Origin of the sequence: Pontibacter chinhatensis (assembly GCF_900113285.1) — a bacterium.
Classification (GTDB): Bacteria; Bacteroidota; Bacteroidia; order Cytophagales; family Hymenobacteraceae; genus Pontibacter; species Pontibacter chinhatensis.
On record NZ_FOOT01000006.1, the window covers coordinates 102,551 to 125,497 of the forward strand.

The following is a 22,947-nucleotide window of genomic DNA, read 5'->3' on the forward strand; positions in this document are numbered from 1 at the left end:
AGATCACCAAGTATAAGGCAATTTGTTGCTGGGAACTTACAATTCTTTGCATTCAAGTAGACCGAATAATTTGGCTGTGAACCCTCTTTCGCTCCTTACAGAAAGTATGGAACGATTTTTTAAACTACCGTGAATAAAGTTCTATAAGACCGTTCTTTGATCTACAACAGCAAAAAAGCCGCTCCATTTTATGTGAAGCGGCTTTTATCATAAGCATAATTTTTACTGGCTCGTACAGGTGCCTGCACATGCGCAACACCACTGCACGCACAGTTTCTGGTTCAGCAACCAAGGCTTGTAAAGTCTTTTTCTGAACAATACTCCCCTGCTCACACAACTAAACCATACCCTACATTTCAGGCGAAGCGCTCATATTCTCCTCCATGTTACATTGGTTCATTTCCCTTAAGTTGTTCTCGTAAACGTATTTTCCTAATTTCTTACCCTGCCGTTGCCCCACTTCAACATCTTGCCTGAAATGATAACCTATATATATTCTGGAGACAGAACTTTCATAAGCCATTTGTGAAAAGCTTCTGATATTACGCTCAACACCAGGCAAGTGGTAGGGGCTGGTAACATTCAGGTTGATTTGGTCTGACTTGAAATAGGATTTAAAAACTGCTGCAGCTGCAGCTGCACCGTAAGCGTGTGTGGAAGGAAAGTTCGGAGTAGGAGGCGTGTTAAAGACTGGTTCCCAGCCAGCATCTCCAACGGTAGCATCCACTCCGTCTGAATCCCCGTTTCTTATAGCTGTGATCGGTCTCCAGGTCTTATGGTGGTACTTTCCCTCAAAAGAAGCGATGTAGGCATCTATCAGCGACATCTGGATAAGCCCTATCAGCCTTGCGGCTTCCCAGCCATTCAGTTTCCTCTGTTCGACTAAGGCCCTGGCCATCCTGTTCATGTAACTGGAGGACGTTTCAACCCAAAAGGCGCCAATTTCTGTTTGTTCACTGGTTCTGCCGGGACAGTCTTTGCAACCAAGCGATTTGACTTCATTGTAATCTGCTACATACTCTTTTGAATTTAATGGGTACGGGGCTTCATCGTCTCTGAACTGGTCTCCGGATTTAATGCCGAACGGTGTGAGGCTTCCCAAGTTGGGGGCGAATACAGCATTGGCTGGCCAAACAGGGGTGGCATTCACGAATGGAGGATAATCAACGCGGTATTCTCCGGGTGCAGTGCCTCCGGGGTAGCTTACAAAGGCTAACGGGAAATCACTTTTTCTTTTATCCAGCACGGCTGCTGCGGCTTTCCTGCCAACATCAATACCTCTGGTTCTTAAATCCGACTCTGCGATACCCATCAACACCTGACTTAATAAGGAATCGGCAGACGCGGTGGCAAGTGGGTAAAGCTGTACCATCATGTCGTGGGCTGCCTGCGAAACCGCAGCATCGGCAATGGCATGAATGTTCTTTTTCGTGATCCTGCTGGCATCTGCATTTGCATTATCCAAGGCATAGGTCTCGTATTTCGGAACCACGTTGTTCAGGGCATCGTGCATTGCCAGCGTAACCATGGCATAAAGTTTCACTTCAGTTGGCTGCGGCAGCTGCTGATCGACAGACTGACTCAACAATTCATTCCATTGAAGCACGACTTCATTGCTGTAAGAGTTGATCATGCCATTGTTATAGTTATGAACACTCTTACACGGATCTAAGGGTTCAAAATCATCCTTCGAACAAGAACCTATACTGATGAGAAGTATAAATCCTCCAAAAATTTTTAAAATTGTTTTCATGATATGCTTCTTTTAATTCAACCTCATTTAACATCGTTAGCAGGGTGATTTTAGTAGGTAGAAGGTGATGTACGCAGAATAGATTTGACACAGACCAGCCAGCATGATTCCGCTGCCGGCGCATCAAGGATGCCAGAAAAGCAAATAAAGGAAACTGCCCTGAAGACGATGCTCCAAGTTTAAAGTAGCAGTTTAACTGTGGTGTTCTCAGTTACTGCACAGGAGATGCAGCAGGTTGGGCAACGCAAAAACATCCATCAGGAAATGTTGATTGCCGGCATACAATTTAGAATTGATGCAATTGGAGTGGATAAGACAAGCGAGCACTAGAAACGTTTGCTTCTTGAAGGGTCTGCTACGGGAAATAGAACAATAATGGCAGAGTGAAAGGCCTACTCAAGCTAGCGTGAGACATATCTTGTCTATACTTACCATACGCTACTAAAGGATATAAGTGAGGTAACGTTTCACTGGATAAAAGGGAATAGTAGTTAAGGCAATGAAAGTTCGGGTAAATCTACGGCAATGCTCAGTTAATAAAAAATATTATTATAATACCATAAACCCCATTAATACGAGCAGAGTCTTCAGGTGATTAACCGAATACCAGATAATAAGAGAAATATACTTTTCACAACTGCGTAGCTTGAAAGGGATTTCACCCGATAATCTACTCAGTAGTTTTAGTCGTTTTGCTTCAGCCAGGTAGTTACTTCCTCTCTTAAATAAGTATTGAAGTAGGGCAGCAGCAAGGCTACCGTTACAGCTACGTAATGCCGGATCTGGCTCTCTTGGGTAAGGTGCTGGTTCTGCGGGAGGCGCGCGTACCGCAACCAACTATCCGACACGATAAACACCTGCTCAAACAGCAGTGGGAACAAATGGGCTTCCACGCTATCCTCAAATACGCCGCTCCGTTTGTACTCCTCAAAAATGGCTAAGAACAATTCTCTTCTGCTCTGGAATAGCTTTTCATAGGCTGTGTATACTTTGGGGAATGTCTCTAGTATAGCCGCCGACTCTACAAAAAAGAAAACATACCGGTACATGACCCTGTAAATACTCGTCAGGGGAGCTGCCAGTGCCTGGGCACCTGTAACATTGCTGTCAGTTTCGGTCGCATAGGCGGTTATCTCCCGCTCCATTTCAGAAAAGATAGCGTGCACCAGATCCTCCTTGGTCTTGAAGTAATACCGCAGGTGCCCATCGCTGATCGCTAATTCCCGGGCAACATCGCGGAGCGTGGTTTTGCTAATGCCTTTTCTGTTAAAGACCTCCACAGCCTGACCGATAATCCTTTCTTTCATCTTAGCTCTTTGGAGCTAAATTACGAAAAAATCATTACCTTTGTATTAGCTCAACTGAGCGAGGATTTTTTCCTTATGAAACGCATGCAAATCCGTAGTACCCTTACCCGTTTCAGCAAGCTGCTGTACAGGTGAGCTATACTTGAAATACCTATGAACGCCAGTAAGAAATGTCCTCATTGCGGCCAATGGTCCCGCTGGAGCCAAAACCCGACCGACCGATGCGAGCATTGCCAAGGTATACTTGATCCGGTTGCTGTTGCCCGCCAGCAGGCGCGGGAGGAACGCAGGCAGGAGGAGGAAGAGCGTTACTCCCTGAAGTTTATAGAAATTAACCCCGACGACCACTGGTTTATCAGGTTCTTCAAAAGGATAGGACTTGGTTTTCAGATTGCCTTTGTGTCCATCATCTCATTTTTCCTGTGGCTGATCGCCTTGCTGGCCGGCTGAGCTGGACTACTCTCCGCCCGCTTTTCTGGGTACTGGCGGCAGTGTACGCGGGGCATTTGGGGTGGCGCTGGCTAGACTTTCCCCGGCCCTGGTGGGTGCGGCATTACCTGGATGATCTGCTGTGCCTGCCGCTGGTGCTCACCGCTACCTTATTTGTACTGCGCTTCTTTTACGGTGCCCAGGTTCGCCTTTCCGGGTACCAGGTGGCGTTTACGGTGCTGTATTTTTCGCTCGCTTTTGAGATTTTCTTCCCCCAGTTTATGCCCCGCTATACCGGCGATTGGGTAGACGCAATGCTCTACGCAGCAGGTGGCATAATCTTCTACAGGTTTCTAAATAAGTAATTGCTTGGGCAGGTCCGTATACTTATACTTTGCCGTGGCGTAGCGACCCTGATAGTGTGGTTTTTGAAGTTACTTTAATATCAGCTCCCTTATCAGTAGGGTAAGTTTGTCCCCTGCCTTTTCCTGCAACGCTAACAGGAAGTTATCAAGCTCCCCGCTCTTCCTTAGCTCCGTTAAGGGGTAAGACATCTTGAAGCCCTCAGCCCTGATTACAAGAACAAAATCTCTTTGCACCGACTTGTAAAGTAGTATCCCTCCGAAACACAAAAGCCCGAAAACCACAAAAATGAGGTATCCTAAAGCCTTACCTCCCCTGAAGCCCAACTCAGCCTCTGTGATATTCAGTGGACTGAACATATTGGCTATGTAGATCCCTGCAGCAATCAGACCAACTCCCATAATGCCAACAGCCCCCGGGTTGTTCACCAGGCTGCCTCTACGAATATGCAGCGCAGCAATCTCGTCATAGGAGAACTTTCTGTAAGCATACCTGCTTCTGAGGAGAGCTATACCAGCATCATCTACCCTTAGCTCGGCTGTCTCGTATTTCTTCATGCCTATACTTATACTTGCACCGCTCTGGCAGTACTTACTGGACTGGTTTTGTGCCTTTCATACTTCCGTCCGAAATAAACCATAGAGAAAACGGTCAGCAGGATGCCTACCGCCGATAGGCCCACCACACTGTTGGAGAAGAAGGTAACCCAATTTAACTGCACGCGGAAAATCTCTTTGCTGAACAGCACCCCCACGCTGCCCACATACCCGAAGGAATCCGCCAGGTAAATCAGGAAGCCAACGTTTCCGGTATACTTAAATGTAGAGATGAGCCGGTCGAAAAACACGGCATTGAAAGGGATGTAAACCATGTATAAGCCGAGCCCCACCAGCATCATCCACCAGATGGGGGTGATGGATGCAGCGGTAAAGAGTAAAGTGGACACGCCGGCAATTGTAAATCCTATCAGGATAAAAACATGCGCCGTTTGCAGTGCCTTGTAATTGTTCTTGATGAGCACCATGCTGCCGATCAAGACCAGGATGATGAGCGTAATGGGCGTTTCTGTTTTCGAAAAAATGGCCGGCTGATCGAAGTATCCCAGTTCTTTCCACATTTCGGCGCTAAAGTTATCGCGGATGTCCCGGAAGATGGTTGCAAAGCAATAGATGAGCACACAGGCTACGATGCCGGCGAAAAATTCCTTCACAAAGCCTTTTCTGTCTGCTTCGGACATGGCGGTTCGAACAGCCCTGTGTTGGATGTCTTCTTGGCTGGGCGGCGGGATTTGCTCCATCAGAAATACAAAAAGCAGGAGCGGCAGCGCGAAGACCAGACCAGTATAAAACGGTACCCAGAACTCCGTTACCCCAAACTGCACCATCAGCCAGGCGCCCACCGACTTCACAAAACCGGAGGCGAAGATGAAACTGACCGCTAACGTGGCCCCAATGAAATCGGTACTTCTGCGGCCTTCCACATAAGAGAAAACGACTCCCCAAAGCATGCCCAGCGGGAAACCGTTGATAAACAGAAAAGCAATGTTGTAAGGTGGCGGCACCAGGGCAAAAAACAGCCAGCTTAACCAGGAGATACCTGTCAGAAGAAGGATCACACCTCCCCTACCGGTTCGTTTCAGTTCTGAAATATACTTGATTCCATAGAACTTGGCCAGCAGGTAACCCAGCACCTGGCTAATGACCAACAACGTTTTATAGCTATAGCCGGCTATTTCAAGTCCGTCGAACGTAGCTACCGTAAACGACTTCCGGAAGCCGAAGATCATGGTGTAGGTCAGGAAAACCACTACGGCTGCGTATAGCCCAACTTTTACGTGGCTGGTATTTTTCTCTAAGGCTTCTGACATGCTTTTGCTACCGGGTATCAGGGTTAAAAATTCACCAATCCTTTAGAAATGTAATCATTAGCCATGAAACTTACCTAGTACGGGAGGATAATTGTTCAGCTATATAGAATAATTCATGCTATTCAAAGTATAACCCTTCCTACGCTCCTGCCGGGGAGCTGCCATACCCGAAGGTTCGGTCGTAAGTATGGAATCTGATTTGCGCTGCCTCCGTACATAGGGCAGGCTGCACCTGCTGCGGGTGCAATCGCAAGTATAAAAACATCAGAAAGCCGCCAGTAGTATCACCATAAGCTGCGGCACTACCCAAGCAGCTAACCGGAACATGGAAATACTGAATATCAACCTGAATGAGCTTTTAAAAATTGAAGTACCGGTTGCAGAGCTGGTGCTAAGGGGAACGGTTTTATACTTAGGCATCCTGCTCCTGCTACGCTTCATGCCACGCCGAACAGGGGGCGAAATGGCCACGATAGACCTGCTTTTTATTGTCCTGATCGCGGAGGCTGCGACCCACTCGCTCGGCGGTTATTCATCCGTTACGGAGGGCTTTATCATGATTCTGACGCTGATAGCATGGAACTTTACCCTCAACTCCCTGAGCTACCATATACCGTTTGTAGAGAAGCTCGTATCGGCTCCTCCCCTGCAGGTAGTCAGGGATGGCAGGTTGCTCCGCCGCAACATGCGCCGCGAGTTTTTGACCGAAGAGGAGTTGATGGAGCACCTCCGCAGAGAGGGCATCGAGGATATCAAAGAAATCAAGTTTGCCTATGTGGAGGGGGACGGGCATATCAGCTTTATCAGCAAAAATGCAGCACATAGCTAGAGGTCGCTTTTTATAAAGTATAGCGCTCCTAGGAAGTAGTTTAGAAATATATCTTTCATCCATAACCCAGACGAAAATGACACTTACAGAGAAAAAATGCGTGCCGTGTGAAGGCGGCGTACCTGCCATTGAAGGAGCTGAAATAGAGAATTATACCTGCCAGCTGAAGAGCAAATGGGATGTGGTGGATGAGAAAATGCTGCGACGAACCTTCACCTTTCAGGACTTTAAATCGGCCATGACTTTTGCCAACCAGGTAGCCGCCATCGCCGAGGAAGAAGGCCACCACCCTGACCTGCACATTTCCTGGGGCAAAGTAGTAATCGAACTGTACACCCACGCTATCGGAGGCTTATCGGAGAACGACTTTATTGTAGCGGCAAAGGTTGATGCGATAAAGCAGTAGGCAGGTATATACTTTACAACTCAAGTTGCGACGAACCCACCCCTTCTAAGAGCAGGGCAAATTCTACAGAGAACTGTCCCCTTGAGGGGACTATAGGGGTGTAAAGCCAGTGGCAAAAGCCTGCGCTAAGGGTAAACACCCCTCCAACTTCCCTCAAGGGGAGAATTTGGCTCTTACTATTTTCAACTTCATTGTTATGAATAGTTAGTGTCTTTAATTAGAACTTAACGCTCCTGCCTCCCATGAAGGGTATGGGGTGGGTTGATCCCAACCTGAAATTTATACTTGACTCACCTTGGCAAATCACACTATAAATCAACAAACACAACCATCATGTTAAAAGTAGCAGTAATTATCGGCAGTACGCGGCCGGGCCGAAACGGGGAGGCCGTTGGCAAATGGGTGCACGAAATCGCCAAGCAGCGCACCGACGCTAGCTATGAATTGATAGACCTGCTGGAAGTAAACCTGCCGCTGCTGGATGAGCCCAACTCGCCGGCTATGCAAAAGTATACCAAGCAGCACACCAAGGACTGGTCGGCCCGGATTGAGCCCTTCGATGCCTTCGTGTTTGTTACCGCAGAGTATAACCACGGCGTGCCGGCCGCTCTTAAAAACGCGCTGGATTTTCTGTACAAAGAGTGGAACAACAAGGCCTGCGGATTTGTGGCCTATGGCAATGCCGGCGGAGCCAGGGCTGTGGAGCACCTGCGGGCTACGGTGGCCGAGCTGCAGATGGCCGATGTGCGGGAACAAGTGGCCCTGTCGCTTTTCACAGATTTTGAGAACTACAGCGTGTTTAAGCCCGCCGCCTTCCAGGAGAAAAAACTGAACAGCCTACTAGACCAGCTGGTAAGCTGGGGAACGGCCCTGAAGCAGGTGCGCGAGCAGAAAAAGGCTACGTAATTTTGGGCCGGGTATACTTGGGGATGGTTTCGTAGGGCTTACCGATCAGCTGTACCTCGTAGGAGTTACTCACCCCCTTCAGCTGCAGATGGGCACAGCCGTGCGAGTAGGGTGGGTTTTTGAGCAGTTTATAGGCTCTCTCCGAAATCACGAAACTGTTGTTCAATTCTTTGGTGGAGGCCTGCAGGCGGGCAGCGATGTTTACCGGGTAGCCCATCACAGTCAGGTTGTTGCTTAGCCCGATGCCCACGTTACCTACCACCACCTGCCCCACATGCACGCCAATGCCCACTTCAAACGTGTGCTTAAAGTATGGCCGCATGTAGGTGTTGTTAAAAATCTTGATGTCCTCCAGAATTTTTAAGCCGGCCAGCACCGCCCCTTCGGTTGCCTTTTTGATGGTGGTATTCAGACCGAAAACCGCATATAGCCCATCCCCTGCCGTATCAATGATTTCTCCCTGGTACTGCGCAATGGCATTGCGGAAAAGCGCGAAAACACGGCGCATGATATGGATCACATCAAAAGGCAGGTGAGATTCTATAAACGGCGTAAAGCTGCGGATATCGATGAAGAAAAGGGCCAGCTTGCGCTGCTCCCCAATAACGCGTATGTTGCTTTCCTCTTTGTTGTTGATGAAGATATAGCGGTCGGTTTCGTCGCGGATCAGGCGTTGCACCTGCAGGCCCTCCCCCTTGACGTATGCCTGGCAGGCCAGCCGCACATTATCCGGAAAATCCCTTACTTTTTTGATGGTGCGCTCGTAGCTGGTGAGCGGGCTGAGCTGCTCCTCCCCTTTCAGCACCATGATGCGGCAGGTGGTGCACAGGCCCTTTCCACCGCAGGCATGGTAGTGCGGTATACCGGCAGCCAGCGACGCCTCCAGTATCGTTTGTCCCTCTTTTATGGGAACCGCTTTCTCACCTTTAAACTCAACCTGAAAGGACATAAGCGCAATGGGTTCCTTTTCTATACTTTATACTTTAGTTCTGTTTTACCAGCCGCTGGTACTCCGGGTTTTTCTTCAGGAAGGACCGCATGTAGGGGCACAGCGGCACGAGTTGCAGGTTCTGCTCCTCGATGTGCTTTAAGGCGAACTGGGTCATGGTGCGGGCCAGGCCGCGTCCTTCCAGCTCTTTCGGCACCTCTGTGTGCAGCACCTTCATCACGCCCGGTTCCAGCTTGTAGTCGATAAAGGCGGTTTTGCCCTCCACGGTTGCCTCAAAGCGGTGGCGGGCGGGGTTGTCTTTCACTTCCACATCCATAATAATCCCTTTCGTTTTAGGCGTTAAGTATACCGGCTGCCAGGTCCAGTTCTTCCTGCAGGATGGTGTGCGGACGCCCCGGGTATACTTTCTTCGTTACCTTAGCGCCAAGCTTCTCCAGCACGGCCACGGTTTCCTCCACCCTGCTTACCGGTACGTGCGGGTCCGGGTCGCCAGTGGTGATGAGTACGGGCGTGCCGGCAAAGTCGCCTTTATACCTGCTCTCGTCCAGGCGCTGCCCTATCAGGCCCCCGGTGAAAACAAGCAAGCCGCCATACTTTTGGGCATGACGCGCGGCATACTCCGAGGTAAGACATGCCCCTTGCGAGAAACCGGCAAAGTATAGATTCTCGCTTTTTATACCTGCTGCTTCTATACTTTTCACCAGCTCATCCAGCTGCTCCAGGGCCGAGTCCAGGGCGGGTTGGTTTTGCTCCTCGGGGGCCATAAAACTGTAGGGGTACCAGCTGTGGTTGGTGGCCTGCGGGGCCAGCAGGCTAAACTCCTGCACGGGCAGGTGCGCTGCCAGGCCAAGTATACTTTCGGCAGTAGCGCCCCGGCCGTGCACCAGTATGAGTGCTTTTTTGGCTTCTGCCAGCGGCTTGCCCTGCGTTTTAATATCTTTCTGATGTGTGTACATGTTCGCTATACTTTGGATTGAAAGCCTTACCTGAGTGTTACGAAGACAGAGCTACGAACGGCGGTCTGCAGGTTGCGGGTCCTGTGCCCTTTGCCTGTGGTATCCTCCAGCAGCAGGACCTGCCCGGTCTTAAAGCTGCGCTTCTCGCCCAGCGATGTCTCGATTTCAATACCTCCTTCCAGAAGAAAAAGGTATTGCCGGGCCGGTGCTGTATGAAAATCGTAATCATAGGTCGGCACCACCTTCCGGAAGATGATGCTTTCCACCTCCTCCGGATCTGACAAAAAGCCGATCTCCCCTTCCGGGTTCAGGGACCTGGTCAGGTCTTCGAAACGACTGTCGCCGTTCTCGTCGGCGTAGACACGCGTAATGGCAAATGCTTCCATGTTCATACTTTTATACTTTATACTTTGTAATCCAAGTTCGATTAACCCACCCCTTGCCCCTCCCGAGAGGGGAATTAAACCTCCCCTAGCCCCTCCTAGAAACAGGAGGGGGATACTCTTGCACGAAAGTCCCCCTATGAAGGGGGCAGGGGGGTGACAATCGTTCTCTCATTCCCCTCCCTAGAGGGGCGGGGGTGGGTTTACACTTACACCCCGGCAATAGCTGGGCCTCCGCCTCAGTTGAGTTGAAAACTCAACCGCTTGATAAGCCACAAGTTGAAAACTTGCGGCAGAGACAGAGCATGAATCGCCCGTTTCTGCAACTGCTTTCTTCCTCCTGCAGATCTCAGAAACCCTCAATCCAGCTTCGGAAGCACTGCCTCCAGCTCCGCGCGGCGTGATTCGTACTGCGGAGGCAAGAGCAGCCCCTCCCCTAGTTTATCCCACGGCTCGTCAATACTGAAGCCCGGGTTGTCGGTGGCAATCTCGAACAGCACCCCGCCCGGCTCACGGAAGTATAGCGAGTAAAAGTAATTGCGGTCTATTTTGTTGGTGATGTTATAGCCCAGACCAGCAATCTTGTCGTGGAAATGCATGAGCACCTCCTCGTTCTTCACCCGGAACGCGATGTGGTGGTTGGTGCCCGCCCCGCCGATGCCGCGCGCCTCATTGGGCAGTTCCACCAGGTCGATGATGTTGGCTGTGTCCACGGCGTCGGTAGCGTAGCGATAGCGGTTGCCGCTCTGCTCCTGAAAAGTATAGCCGAAGATGTCCGTCAGCACCTGGGCTGTTTTCTCCTTGTTTTGCAGCGTCAGTGTCACCCCATGAAAGCCCTTGGTGGCTACGTTGGCTTTCACCTCGTCTGTTTCCCAGGGCGTGCGGTTGTCCGAGTTTTTGGGGATCACCAGCTCCAGCTTCAGCCCATCCGGGTCCAGAAAAGTCAGGTACTTCTCCCCGAACTTCTCCGAAGGCTTGTTGTAGATGACGTTATACTTCTCGAAGCGCTCGATCCAGAAATCAAAGCTGCCCTCGGACACGGCGTACGCAATATTGGTGGCCATACCGGTACCGGCACTGCCACGACGCGCACCTTCGTGAGGGAAGAAAGTGAGGATGGTGCCAGCGCTGCCCCTCTCATCCCCGAAGTAGAAATGGTAAGTGCCCGGGTCGTCGAAGTTCACCGTTTTCTTGAGCAGGCGCAGGCCCAGCACTTTGGTATAAAATTCGAGGTTTTTCTTGGCCATGCCGGCAATCGCCGTGATATGATGCAGGCCTAATATGCGGTTTTCCATAAGGTTAGATTTTAAGGGGCTGATGAAGTATACTTCAAGAACAGGGTGGGTGTTAAAAGCATAAACTGCTCTAGGACAACTGTTTGCGCAACTTATACTGTCATCCTGAAAGGATCTTGTTGGCCAGTGGCATCAGCTTAACCACCCATCTACCAAGTTTCTTCAGAATGACAGCTAGCTTATATACTGCTATCTGCTCTTGTACTCATATTTAAAACAAAAGGCCGCAACCCGGTTCGTTCGGATATACGGCCTTTGGTATTTCTTATACAGGTTTGGGCTAACTTAAGATGCCTGCTTTACCAGCTGTATTTCGGCGTGCAGTTTAATCTCGTCGCTCACCACCACGCTACCGGCTTCGGTCACCGCGTTCCAGGTAAGGCCAAACTCCTTGCGGCTGATCTTGCCATCCACTGTAAAGCCGGCTTTTGTCTGTCCGTAAGGGTCTACCACAATGCCACCGAACTCCACATTTAGCGTTACGGGCTTGGATACACCGCGGATGCTCAGGTTGCCGTGCAGCTTATACTCCTCGTCCGACACCTGCTCATAGTTTGTGGCCTCGAAACGAACCTGCTGGTGCTGCTCGGCATCAAAGAAGTCACCCGACTTCAGGTGTGTGTCGCGCTGCTCGTTGTTGGTGCTGATGGAGTCTACTTCGGCAGTGAACACAATGCTCTCGGCACTTTTAAAGGTATCGTCAGGCGTTACCGCCTCTACCTCAAAGCTCTTGAAATAGCCTGTCACGGTAGTGATCATCAGGTGCTTTACTTTAAACTGTACTTCGCTGTGCATCGGGTCTGCTACCCATCTTACGTTTGCCATAATATTTTCTTGTTTTTTAGTTGAACTGTTTAATGAATCATTTAAGATTGAACACAAATGTATGTACATTTAATGTATATACATATAAATAGTTTTAAAAGTTTCACAAGTTTTGATTAAAACCCTCATTATCAGTCACATTTTATTTTTAAAGAGCCTGAAGTACTAAAGGATATGAAAGCACAAAGGGCCGCGCTACACAGGTAGCGCGGCCCTCTGCTGATGGGTATTATACGGCAATGGCGGTACCGGCCCAAGCTATCCTTACATGGCTTCGGCTGGCAAATGCAGTTCAAACTCCCTTCCTTGCGACACGGTCAGTTTGTAACCCTTTATCCAGGGGTTGTAGAGGCGCAGGGTTTTGTAGTTAGTGCCTTGCTCCAGCGCGTATGCGGGCAGGTCGGACAGCGTAGAGGTTACTTTAACTGTGCGGGAGGGCAGCGGCTGGTAACCACGTTCTTCCGGCAAATCGAAGTTATACTTGCCCGGGTTGCCCAACACCTCTTTCAGAGCCAGGATGCGGAACACGTAGCGGGAGGTTTCGTCGTTGAGGTAGAGGTCGTAATAAGAATTTACCCCCTGTCGCTCCAGCGCACGGTCCAAGCCAGCCATGCCTCGATTATACGAGGCGGCGGCGTTGGTCCAGGAGCCGAAGCGCTCTTTGGCCCTCTTCAGGTATTTCACGGCTGCTAACGTAGCCTTCTGGGCATGAAAACGCTCATCTACCTCGTCGTTCACAATCAGGCCGTAGCCGCGGGCCGTGTCCGGCATCAGTTGCCAGAAGCCTGCCGCCCCTGCCGGTGAGGTAACGTGCCCGAACAAACTCTCGGCCAGGGCCAGGTAAATGAAGTCTTCAGGAATGCCATTCTCCTTTAGCAAGGCTGTGATTTCAGGCACATAGCGCTGCATACGCTTCAGGCCCAGCAGCGTAGTGGCGTGCAGGTGTGAGTTCACCAGCAGTTCGCGGTCCAGCCGCTCGGCCACATCGGGCACATGCAGTGGCACCGGTTCCCCGGCAAAAGACATTGCAGCCGGCACTGGCGGCGATGTAAAAACTGGCTTCAGTGCATTAGCTTTCGTGTCGGATGCACCCGAAATGCCTCCTGCGGTCATGATTTGCTGCTGGCTGCACATTTGCACGGCCAGTACGATGATCAGCGTAACCCATACGTATTTCCAGATTTGCTGTGTCATGGCTCCCCCCTTCTCTCTTTAAAAGTATAAAATGTAAACGTCCCCTTTAAATTAGAGAAAAAATGCAAAAACGGCAAAAGGTGATTTTAGAGGAGCCGGTAAAGTATAGATTATTTCTAGGGAGTCGAGGGAAAATCTACTCTGAATATAGTATAAATTTTCGTGACATCGCTGTTCCGGACATCCTTGTCCGCTCGAACCGTACTTTATACTTCGGCTATACTTTTTACTTCACTTTATACTTTTATAGAGCCTGCTGGCGCAAGCGTCCGCTTGTGCCTACTAATAGCCGCTGCTTCCCGCAACTGGACACAAGCTATCCTCACTAGCTGCCGTTCTTCCTCTAGTTCCCACAAACCTACTGTTTCACCTCCGGCTTTCTGCCCTCCTAGGCCGGAAGGCCTCGTTTTCCCGCTCGGCGCTGTGTTCCCTCCTGCCTCCGCTGCGCTCCGGCTGCCCTTGACGGGCACCGGATCTCACAAGGCGCCTCCTAGAAAAACTGGGATAAACTCGATAGCCGCTGCTAACGGAGCTTCAGCCAAGTCCCCCTTCGAAGGGGGCAGGGGGATGATAATCGCCTGCAGATAATTCTCCTCTCTGGACAAGGCTGTTCCTGCTGGTAAACTTTCTTGTCATGCCGCGAGCGTCCACGCTCGTGACCGACTATTGTTGGGCCTCCGGCCCAGTCGGATTACAAATCAGACCTCATACAAGGCACGGGTTACAAACCCGCGCCAGCAAACGGGAGGTGCAGGTTTATACTTTGTAGGGACAGGTCGCGACCTGTCCACACGAGAGCTGCAGCTATGAAACTTATACTTTAGAAGTAGCTTAACTCCCTCCCCTGTTTTTAGGGGAGGGTTGGGGAGGGGTAAAAATTCCCCTCCTTGGCTAAGGAGGGGCCAGGGGTGGTTGGACCCGGTTATGCTTACTTTATACTTTCCGCTACTGAGCCCGGTGCAGGTAAGTGTAGTACCTATCAAGGTACTCATCGGCGCTTAGCAAACCATTCCGGTTATGGTCCCATCGTTCGAAAAATCCTGCTCCCATTTCCTCAGCACTGACTACCTGGTCCTGGTCCGTATCCCAGTCTTCGAAAAATTTCAGGCTGCCTACCCCTTTATGAAATTCAGCTTCATTTAGGGCCCCGTTATTATCTTCATCCCAGGTGGCCCAGTTCTGTTCTTTTGCATTAAAGTCTGTCGTAAAACGGGTCCATTCCGCCTTAGATACACCATACTCCCCGTCCGTGTCGACTATCAGGGACAGGAGTACGCTAAGCCAATCAGCATCAAGCATTGAGCCGTAGTCCCAAGAGTTGTAACCGAACCAATCCATATACTCCCAGTAATTATACAGTCCGAGATTGAAGGGCTCCTCAAATGCAGCTTTGTTTATATCCGGTGCATGCAAAACGAACGTCACGGAGTCTTTCGCCACATTTTTGCCATAGTCTCTTGCTTCAACTGTGAGGGTGTATGCACCAAGAGCGGCCTGTCGGGGTATGGGTAGCTGGTGGCCTAGCTCGAATTCCCGTTGTTGTACATAAAGCGTGGGTGAAGCGTCCCATATCATCTCTCTGGCACCACCCGGATCTGTTAAGAAAAACCGCACTTTTTCAAGCCTCCACTCCTCGGTTATTATACCAGACAGCCTAATCCCACCAATTATCAAAAGCGAGTCATTGGCTGCCGGGGCAGTGATAGTAACTACAGGCGCAACCTTATCTGTAGACGAGCTGGGAGTTGGCGCATCGTCGTCGTCATCGTTGCATGCCAACAGGGCGATGCAGAGGAAAACGAAATAAACTTTTTTCATGATTATTGAATAAATAAGAGCCCAGGATCGCATCCTGCACAGGCGAGGTTAGCAGCACTTCCGGCTAAGCGGTGGAAAGTATGCTGATGTGGAATGCAGATCTTGGAGGTAAAAAAGTGATAGCCTCACATCAGGTATCCAGAAGGGATAGGAATTTTGAAGAGGTTCAAAATTGATTTAATGTGTGAATTTTCGGCTCATGACTTTGGTGAGGCAAGACACAAGCAGATTTGAAAGGAAGAGGTCAACCCCATAACTTACTATTTTATACGGTAATCCTATCAATTTAAACGATTGACTATCAATATATTAGTTGACATTTTAGGGGATAGTTAGTTTAATAGGGTTATTCCTGCTGATTTTTTGGCGAGGTATGGGGTAAGGTGTTTAACAAGGAACTGCCGCAAGCTTTCGATTATGGCTCCTCTTACTGACACGAGCTTCCTTGAAATGCTTCGGGACAAGGCAGCTCGTGTCCTTTTATACTTTGAAAGCAGCCGTTCTGGACCTCCTGCTCCACGTAGGCAATACTTTTATACTTCCTCCCTGGCCTATGTGTCCTATTGAGCGATTTCATACTTACTGTTATAATTTTATACTTGCCAGTATATGCTTCTATAGCCGCCGCTTTCCACAATTGGACATAAGCTATTCTTGCTAGCTCCCGTTTATCCTCTAGTTCCCATAAACCTACTGTTTCACCTCTAGCTTTCTGCCCTCCCAGGCTGGGAGGCCTCGCCTTCGGGCATCGCGCGGTGTGCCTGAAGCTGCCTCCGCTCTGCTCCGGCTGCCTCACTTCGTTCGGCACCGCAACATGCACAAGGCGCTTAACCCAAAGGCTGGAAACAGATTCGATAGCTACTGCCTTTGCAACTGAAAAGTAAAGTATAAATTAGTAATACAGATCTGTCCCCTTGAGGGGACCGTAGGGGTGTTTACTTTTAGCGAAGACTTTTACCTCTGGCATTACCCCCCTGTAGTCCCCTCAAGGGGACAGTTCTCTGTAGAACTCAACATCCTCTTAGGGCAAGTGGTGGGTTTATACTCTGTAGGGACAGGTCGCGACCTGTCCGTGCGAGAACAAAAGCTATGAAACTTATACTTCAGCCAAGGCAGTCATACGCTCCCCGCCTTGGACTACCGAGAACGCGAGTTCGAAGGTAGCGAGCGTAGCTCTGAGGGGCCAGGGGTGGTTGGACCCGGTATTGCAAAAGCAGGTTATTACATACCGCCCGTGCACCTTCGTTATTTCATACAGGCTTTACCGGAAACAGGCCGTTAATAAAGGCCAATTCAAGTATAATACTAGCGTTATAAATAAAGAGGCTGCTCTACACAGCGTAGAGCAGCCTCTTTATTTATCAGAATTTCCGCAGCGTTTACAGCAGATTGTTTACGCTTGCTACAAAGATCTCGTGCAACTTCTGCGGCGACAGGATGTGGCCCTGCTTCTGGGCCTCGTTAGCGGTCTCGTATCCTAAACGGGCAGCAGCCAAGCGCTGTAGCGGAGTGCCGTGGTGGCCTGAGCTCGTAAAGCTGCAGTCGCCGATTTGGAAGAACAGATCAAAGAACTGCTCCACGCGCTTCCAGTTGTAAGTGGCGCCGCGCTTGTGGGTCATGTAGTAGGCAGCCATAAAGTCAGCTTCCATTTCGGTGTATCGGGTGGCCTCCGGTGCGTTATCGGCTGCTCCTTCCGGATACCAGTCTGCGTAGTTGTCGAACTGGATCTGGTGTGCCCACTCATGCGCCAGAATACCTGTCCATACAATATCCTGCTCTATTCCGGCTTCCGAAACCATCTGCACAAGGCCATCGCCAATAACAATCAGGTTATTACTGGACGCGAATCCATCTATAGAGAAAAGCGGAGACTCCGGCAGGATAGGCGACAGTTCATTCAGGGCCAGCAATTCATCGGCGATAGCATAAGCTTCGTCGCGGTTTGTAACGCCCACGCCAAACGACTCGAAGATATCAGCCAGGGCTTCGCGGTCGTTCAGGGTGGCATTATGCTGCCCGTTTACCTGTATCTGGCCTGGCATGTTCCAGAATTTCTCCATTTCGCGCTGCCTTTTCACCATCAGCTGGGTATACTCCCCCTTCGCCCCAAAATACTGCGGGCCGCTCTCCAGGTAATAGGAGTAAATGAAGTTCATATCCCAGTACAGGTTCACATTAGCCAATGCAATTGGGTCCGACAAGAGGGGAATGATGTACTGATTCTGTACAGTCACGAACTCTGTCGGGGCACACTCGCTTGGGGTTACAGCCTCACTGATAACAGCATTTCTCAGGTTCTCGCTTAGTGGAGGCATGTCCACCGGAAGCTGGAGTTCATACTTGCTTGGGGCGGAAACGGCGTTTGCGCTTTGGGAAACAGGGCTCATTTCCTCGTTCATGCTGTCCATTTCGCTTTCGCAGGATGCAGTGGCAAATGCCAAACCAAGGCATAGGAGGGTGATCTTCGATCTTTTCATGGGTAAAGGTTTGATTGAACAATAATATAGGATACTTAAAAATTATTATATACTTATTGCAAAACAGACCCTTAGGTACGCACTCCCTTGTGTTGAGTTGTCAAAAAATTGAATCTATTTGGCTTTTTTTGCTACAGAAAGTTATCAATTTATACTTTGTCCATACTTTTATACTTGAGTTTATACTTTGCTTAGCCGCTGCTTCCTTCAACTTGAGTCAAGCTATCCTTGCTAGCTACCGTTCATCCTCTAGCCTTACAAACCTATTGTTTCATCTCTAGCTTTGGCGCCCTCAAGGCCGGGAGGCCTCGCCTTCGGGCATCGCGCTGTCTACATTTCCTTTGCTGCCCTTCGGTCGCAATTTCGCTGAAGCGAAACCGGAAATCTAGAAGGCGCTCAACCCAAAGGCTGGGAATCATTTGATAGCCTTTGCTTTTTGTCATCTCGACCTTTGGGAGAGATCTGAAGAATTCTACCCAGATCTCTCACAGCTACACTGGCTCTCTTCGGCTCTCACCTCAATAGTGTTCGAGATGACAGGTGGAGCGACAAGTATAAACTCCCTCCCCTGTTTTTAGGGGAGGGCTGGGGTGGGGTAATAATTCCCCCTAAAACAAAAAAGCACCGGCTAAAAACCGGTGCTCCTCTATCCTACTTGTAACGACTACTTCGAAGTATAAACGTACGTAATCTTCTCTACGGAGCCGTGATTAAACGTCATAATGCATGTCTCTGGGTATCCAGCTTGGTTGTAGGTGCGTGTTGCCTGATAACTTATATCAAGCACATTGCTTGGAGTCTTATTTACAACATCCATGCTAGCGATATTATGATTTGTGATGTAGGGTTCGGCAAAAATCTCTGCTGCAGCAAACTCGGCTGTTATCTGGTGCGGTAGTGGAGGTAGCTCTCTCTTCTGATTATCAGTAACGATGGTGTACTCTCTTATCTCTCCACTAGCAACTGAAGTTCTTTCTATTTTAATCCGATTATCACCTTCGTAAGAAATGAGCGTGTTGCCACGGTAAGCTTCTTGGTTTACCTCCTTCATATAAGTCTTAATTTCTACCAGCTGGTTCTTGTCGTTGTAGGAGTGTAAGTAGATGTATGGTTCGGAGGTTTTATACTTTCTTGTGGATAGCACCAACTGGCCTTTATCGTTGTACTCATTCGTCCATACTGTTCCCAGGCGGTTTTCTACACGCCTTACCCTTCCTTCGCTGTCATAGCTGAGGTCAGTGTGAACTGGCACCAACTCATCTTCTCTGATGATCACACCATTTATCCTGATCAATTGATTCTTAGGATTATAGCTGTAAGTCAGGTCAATTGTGACTCCACCGCCACTCGAAAAAGTTACCTCCGACAACTTCCGCTGCAGCAGGTAGGTTTTCTCCGGGGCCGCATCGTCATCATCTTTGGAACAGCCGGAAAAGAGGAATAGCGCTAAAAGCAGGTAAAGTAAATTTGTTTTCATTTGTAGGTTTTAGGATGAATAAGAATTAGAATCAGAGCAAATATAGCCGGAAATTTATATATTGCATAGGCAAATTGTCCTATATCCCGAAAACAAACCCAGCCTACGCATGCCGCATACTTCTACCCCTGCCATTACCCACTTCATCACCCGCTGGAAAGCCTCCGGCGCTTCGGAACGCGCTAACTACCAGCTGTTTTTAACGGAGCTGTGCGAGCTGCTGGGCGTGGAGAAGCCGCAGCCGGCTACCGACAAGGTGCATGAAGCCACCTATACTTTCGAGCGGCCCGTGGTGTTTGACGATGGCGAAGGAAAGACGAGCACCAACTTCATCGACCTCTACAAGAAAGAATGCTTTGTGCTGGAGGCCAAGCAGGGTGCCGACAAAGCAAGTATAAGCGAGGCCGAACTACTGGGCGCGGAAAAGACAAAAACCAAGACCGGCACCGCCACCCGCGACACCCGCACCTGGGAGCGCGAAATGAAGAAGGCCAAGGAACAGGCCCTGCGCTACGCCCGCTGCTTACCAGACAGTTGGCCGCCCTTCCTGGCCGTGGTGGATGTGGGCTACTGCATCGATTTGTATGCCGACTTTGCGCGGCAGGGCAAAACCTACGTACCCTTTCCGGACCCGCAACATTATAGAATAACCTTAGACGAGCTGCACCGCGAGGAGGTGCGCGAGCGCCTGCGCCTGCTCTTTACCGACCCGCTGGAGCTGGACCCGAGCCGCCGCGCTGCCCGCGTAACGCGGCAGCTGGCCGAGCGGCTGGCCAAACTGGCGGCCTCGCTGGAGCAGGCCGGACACGCGCCCGAAAAGGTGGCGGGCTTCCTGATGCGCTGCCTCTTTACCATGTTTGCCGAAGACGTGCAGCTGCTGCCCGGCAACTCCTTTACCAAGCTGCTGCAGGACTACCGCCAAAGTATACACTACTTCCCCGATGCCCTTAAGGCGCTCTGGCAAAGTATGGACCGCGGCGGTTTTGAGCCGGCCCTGCGCACCAACATCCCGCAGTTTAACGGCTACCTGTTTAAAGAGCCCGAGGCGCTGCCCATCACCGAAGCCCAACTCGACCTGCTGATACTGGCCGCCGAAGCCGACTGGGCCGACGTGGAGCCTGCCATTTTCGGTACCTTGCTGGAGCGGGCGCTGCAGCCGCGCGAGCGCCACAAACTGGGGGCCCACTACACGCCCCGCGCCTACGTGGAGCGCCTCGTAATGCCCACCGTTATCGAGCCGCTGCGCGAAGAGTGGGAAGCGGCCCGCACGGCCTCGGCCATACTCGAAGATGCCGGCGACGAAGCCGGTGCCCGCCAGGAAATCGAAGCATTCCACCGCCGTTTGTGCTCGGTGCGCGTGCTGGACCCGGCCTGCGGCAGCGGCAACTTTTTGTACGTTACCCTGGAGCACCTCAAAAGGCTGGAGGGCGAAGTAACCGAGTACCTGGACCACTTCCCGGGCCAGCTGGGCCTCGACATGACAGGCGGCTATACCGTAACGCCAGCGCAGCTGCTGGGCCTGGAGGTAAACCCACGCGCAGCGGCCATCGCCGACGTGGTGCTCTGGATTGGCTACCTGCAGTGGCACTTTAGGGCGCACGGCTCGGCCACCCGCCTGAGCAACCCCATTTTGCGCGAGTACGGCAACATAAAGCAGCAGGACGCGGTGCTGAGCTACTCCGACCGCCAGCCGCGCCTCGACGCCAACGGCCAACCCGTTACCCGCTGGGACGGCCACAGCACCAAACCGCACCCGGTTACCGGACAGGAAGTACCCGACGAAACCGCCCGCACCATCGTTTACGATTACCTCGACCCCAAACCCGCCACCTGGCCCGAAGCCGATTTTATAGTAGGCAACCCGCCGTTTATTGGGGCAAAGTATATGCGCGATGCTTTGGGAGATGGCTATACCGAAGCACTCCGCAAAGTATACAAAGGCACTGTACCGGAGAGCGCCGACTTTGTAATGTTCTGGTGGCACAAAGCCGCTGAAATTGTTCGTGCAGGTAAAGCAGAACGATTTGGCTTCATCACGACCAATAGTATAAGTCAGACTTTCAATCGCCGCGTGATAGAAGCTCACATGGAAGCTAAACCACAGCTTTCTATTACGCTTGCTATACCTAATCATCCTTGGGTGGATAGTGCAGACGGAGCAAATGTAGAAATTGCCATGACAGCAGCGGAGAAGGGTGAGGCTGTAGGAAGACTTTTAACTGTAGTTTCAGAAAGTAAGACTGACGGATTAGAAGTACAGGTTTCTTTTGCTGAGAAGGATGGGAAAGTACATTCCGATTTAACTGTAGGTGCTGCTCTTTCTGATGCCAAGCCTTTGAAGGCGAATGAGAAAATAAGTAGCCCTGGTGTGAAACTTCATGGCTCTGGATTTATAGTTACACCCGAACAAGCAAGGAAACTTGGCCTTGAAAGTATAAATGGTCTTGAAAATTATATCAAAGAGTATAGAAATGGTAGAGATTTAACTGATAAACCACGCGGAGTAAAAATTATCGATTTATTCGGCCTTTCAAGTGATGAAGTAAGAGTGAGATTTCCTGAAGTATACCAATGGGTTTTCGAGAGAGTAAAGCCAGAACGAGATGCAAAAGGAAATACTAAAGATGGAGCCGGTTATGCAAAACTCTGGTGGCTTTTTGGTAAGCCAAGAACAGAATTAAGAAAGTCAATGGAAGGATTGGATAAGTATATAGCTACTGTTGTTACAGCTAAACACAGAGTTTTCCAATTCTTAGAAGCTGATATACTCCCAGATGATGCTTTAATAAATATTGCCAGTCAAGACGCATTTATACTTGGTGTATTATCAAGCCAAATACATATTAAATGGGCGTTAGCAACTGGCAGTAACTTAGGTGGAAATACACCTCGATACATAAAAAGTTCTTGCTTCGAAACCTTCCCCTTCCCTGCCGCCACCGAAGCACAGAAGGAGCAGATCCGAGGTATAACCGAGCAGCTGGACGCGCACCGCAAGCAGCGTCAGGCGCAGCACCCCACGCTCACCATCACCGACATGTATAACGTGCTGGAGAAACTGCGGTCGGGCGAGGCGCTTACCCCCAAAGAGCAGAAAACCCACGAGCAGGGGTTGGTAAGTATACTGCTGCAGCTGCACCAGGAACTCGATGCCGCCGTGGCCGCCGCCTATGGCTGGCCCGCCAACCTTCCGGAAGAGGCCATACTCGAGCGCCTCGTGGCCCTGAACAAAGCACGCACCGCCGAAGAAGCACGCGGCCTCATCCGCTGGCTCCGCCCCGCCTACCAGAACCCGCAAGGCACCCAGCAAGGCGAGCTGGGAATTGAAAGCAAAAAGGCCGGCAAGGCCGTCACTGCCACCACCAAAGAGCAACTGGCCTGGCCGAAAACGCTCTCGGAGCAGGCGCAGGCCGTGCAACGTGCCCTGCAACTGCACGAGCGCCCGGCCACCGCGCAGGAGCTTATCGGTCAGTTCAAGCCCGTGGCCAAAACGCAGCAAACCCAGCGCCTCCAGCAAATCGACAGCCTGCTGCAAACGCTTCATGGCCTGGGCTTAGTCCGCAAAACCGAGCAGGAGCAGTACGTGAAGTAAAATCAGGATTTTGGGATTTAGGGATGGGAAGGATGAAGGCCTGGTTTTCACCCCACCCCAGCCCTCCCCTAACAACAGGGGAGGGAGTTTTATACTTTGTTCTGCTGTTCCGGACATCCGT

At 50.6% G+C, this 22,947-nt stretch carries 20 protein-coding genes; 6 read left to right on the forward strand and 14 right to left on the reverse strand.

The window, feature by feature from the left end; translation table 11 throughout:
- Positions 1-349: 349 nt before the first annotated feature.
- Positions 350-1,753, reverse strand: coding sequence for a vanadium-dependent haloperoxidase (locus BM040_RS16875; protein WP_092103997.1), 1,404 nt, complete (start codon positions 1,751-1,753; stop codon positions 350-352).
- A gap of 683 nt (positions 1,754-2,436) precedes the next feature.
- A complete protein-coding gene (locus BM040_RS16880; RefSeq protein WP_092103999.1) occupies positions 2,437-3,060 on the reverse strand; it encodes a TetR/AcrR family transcriptional regulator in 624 nt (207 codons plus the stop codon).
- Positions 3,061-3,213: 153 nt separating this feature from the next.
- On the opposite strand from BM040_RS16880, the gene BM040_RS16885 reads away from it, so the two are divergent.
- Together BM040_RS16885 and BM040_RS16890 are read left to right on the forward strand one after the other, a co-directional pair.
- A complete protein-coding gene (locus BM040_RS16885; protein WP_092104000.1) occupies positions 3,214-3,510 on the forward strand; it encodes a hypothetical protein in 297 nt (98 codons plus the stop codon).
- The gene (locus BM040_RS16890; RefSeq protein ID WP_139217837.1) at positions 3,483-3,854 is read left to right on the forward strand and encodes a hypothetical protein; all 372 of its coding nucleotides are present in this window, start codon (positions 3,483-3,485) and stop codon (positions 3,852-3,854) included. Before BM040_RS16885 ends, BM040_RS16890 begins: the two co-directional genes overlap by 28 nt.
- A 69-nt stretch (positions 3,855-3,923) precedes the next feature.
- Here the strand turns inward: BM040_RS16890 and BM040_RS16895 are convergent, their stop codons facing one another.
- Complete coding sequence (locus tag BM040_RS16895) at positions 3,924-4,409, reverse strand: hypothetical protein (protein WP_092104004.1); 486 nt, start codon at positions 4,407-4,409, stop codon at positions 3,924-3,926.
- Positions 4,410-4,417: 8 nt separating this feature from the next.
- On the reverse strand, positions 4,418-5,719 hold the full coding sequence (locus BM040_RS16900; RefSeq protein WP_092104006.1) for a DUF5690 family protein: 1,302 nt from the start codon (positions 5,717-5,719) through the stop codon (positions 4,418-4,420).
- 325 nt (positions 5,720-6,044) lie between these two features.
- On the opposite strand from BM040_RS16900, the gene BM040_RS16905 reads away from it, so the two are divergent.
- From BM040_RS16905 to BM040_RS16915, 3 genes are all read left to right on the forward strand, one after another.
- The gene (locus BM040_RS16905; protein ID WP_092104008.1) at positions 6,045-6,548 is read left to right on the forward strand and encodes a DUF421 domain-containing protein; all 504 of its coding nucleotides are present in this window, start codon (positions 6,045-6,047) and stop codon (positions 6,546-6,548) included.
- 76 nt (positions 6,549-6,624) lie between these two features.
- A complete protein-coding gene (locus tag BM040_RS16910; protein WP_092104010.1) occupies positions 6,625-6,954 on the forward strand; it encodes a 4a-hydroxytetrahydrobiopterin dehydratase in 330 nt (109 codons plus the stop codon).
- Positions 6,955-7,287: 333 nt separating this feature from the next.
- Entirely contained in the window at positions 7,288-7,860 is a 573-nt protein-coding gene (locus tag BM040_RS16915; RefSeq protein ID WP_092104012.1) for an NADPH-dependent FMN reductase, read from the forward strand.
- Here BM040_RS16915 and BM040_RS16920 read toward each other — a convergent pair.
- The 10 genes from BM040_RS16920 to BM040_RS16970 all read right to left on the reverse strand — a co-directional run bounded on the left by BM040_RS16920 (position 7,853) and on the right by BM040_RS16970 (position 19,234).
- Positions 7,853-8,809 (reverse strand): adenylate/guanylate cyclase domain-containing protein, encoded by a 957-nt coding sequence (locus BM040_RS16920; protein WP_092104014.1) that lies wholly within the window; start codon positions 8,807-8,809, stop codon positions 7,853-7,855. The genes BM040_RS16915 and BM040_RS16920 overlap by 8 nt on opposite strands.
- Before the next feature lie 34 nt (positions 8,810-8,843).
- A complete protein-coding gene (locus BM040_RS16925; RefSeq protein WP_092104015.1) occupies positions 8,844-9,125 on the reverse strand; it encodes a GNAT family N-acetyltransferase in 282 nt (93 codons plus the stop codon).
- A gap of 16 nt (positions 9,126-9,141) precedes the next feature.
- Positions 9,142-9,765 carry an alpha/beta hydrolase gene (locus BM040_RS16930; RefSeq protein ID WP_092104017.1) on the reverse strand — a complete coding sequence of 208 codons (624 nt, stop codon included), beginning with the start codon at positions 9,763-9,765 and terminating at the stop codon, positions 9,142-9,144.
- Positions 9,766-9,791: 26 nt separating this feature from the next.
- The gene (locus tag BM040_RS16935; RefSeq protein ID WP_245756276.1) at positions 9,792-10,157 is read right to left on the reverse strand and encodes a cupin domain-containing protein; all 366 of its coding nucleotides are present in this window, start codon (positions 10,155-10,157) and stop codon (positions 9,792-9,794) included.
- A gap of 350 nt (positions 10,158-10,507) precedes the next feature.
- Positions 10,508-11,443, reverse strand: coding sequence for a ring-cleaving dioxygenase (locus tag BM040_RS16940; protein ID WP_092104019.1), 936 nt, complete (start codon positions 11,441-11,443; stop codon positions 10,508-10,510).
- Positions 11,444-11,728: 285 nt separating this feature from the next.
- Entirely contained in the window at positions 11,729-12,268 is a 540-nt protein-coding gene (locus BM040_RS16945; protein WP_092104022.1) for a YceI family protein, read from the reverse strand.
- Between the two features lie 264 nt (positions 12,269-12,532).
- Positions 12,533-13,462, reverse strand: coding sequence for a lytic transglycosylase domain-containing protein (locus BM040_RS16950; protein WP_092104024.1), 930 nt, complete (start codon positions 13,460-13,462; stop codon positions 12,533-12,535).
- Between the two features lie 945 nt (positions 13,463-14,407).
- Positions 14,408-15,280, reverse strand: coding sequence for an EF-hand domain-containing protein (locus tag BM040_RS16955; protein WP_092104027.1), 873 nt, complete (start codon positions 15,278-15,280; stop codon positions 14,408-14,410).
- A gap of 1,379 nt (positions 15,281-16,659) precedes the next feature.
- Complete coding sequence (locus BM040_RS16965; protein WP_092104031.1) at positions 16,660-17,757, reverse strand: M48 family metalloprotease; 1,098 nt, start codon at positions 17,755-17,757, stop codon at positions 16,660-16,662.
- A 664-nt stretch (positions 17,758-18,421) separates the two neighbouring features.
- On the reverse strand, positions 18,422-19,234 hold the full coding sequence (locus tag BM040_RS16970) for a hypothetical protein (RefSeq protein WP_092104033.1): 813 nt from the start codon (positions 19,232-19,234) through the stop codon (positions 18,422-18,424).
- 109 nt (positions 19,235-19,343) lie between these two features.
- Here BM040_RS16970 and BM040_RS16975 point away from each other — a divergent pair, with 109 nt between their 5' ends.
- Positions 19,344-22,826 (forward strand): class I SAM-dependent DNA methyltransferase, encoded by a 3,483-nt coding sequence (locus BM040_RS16975; protein WP_092104035.1) that lies wholly within the window; start codon positions 19,344-19,346, stop codon positions 22,824-22,826.
- Positions 22,827-22,947 lie beyond the last annotated feature (121 nt).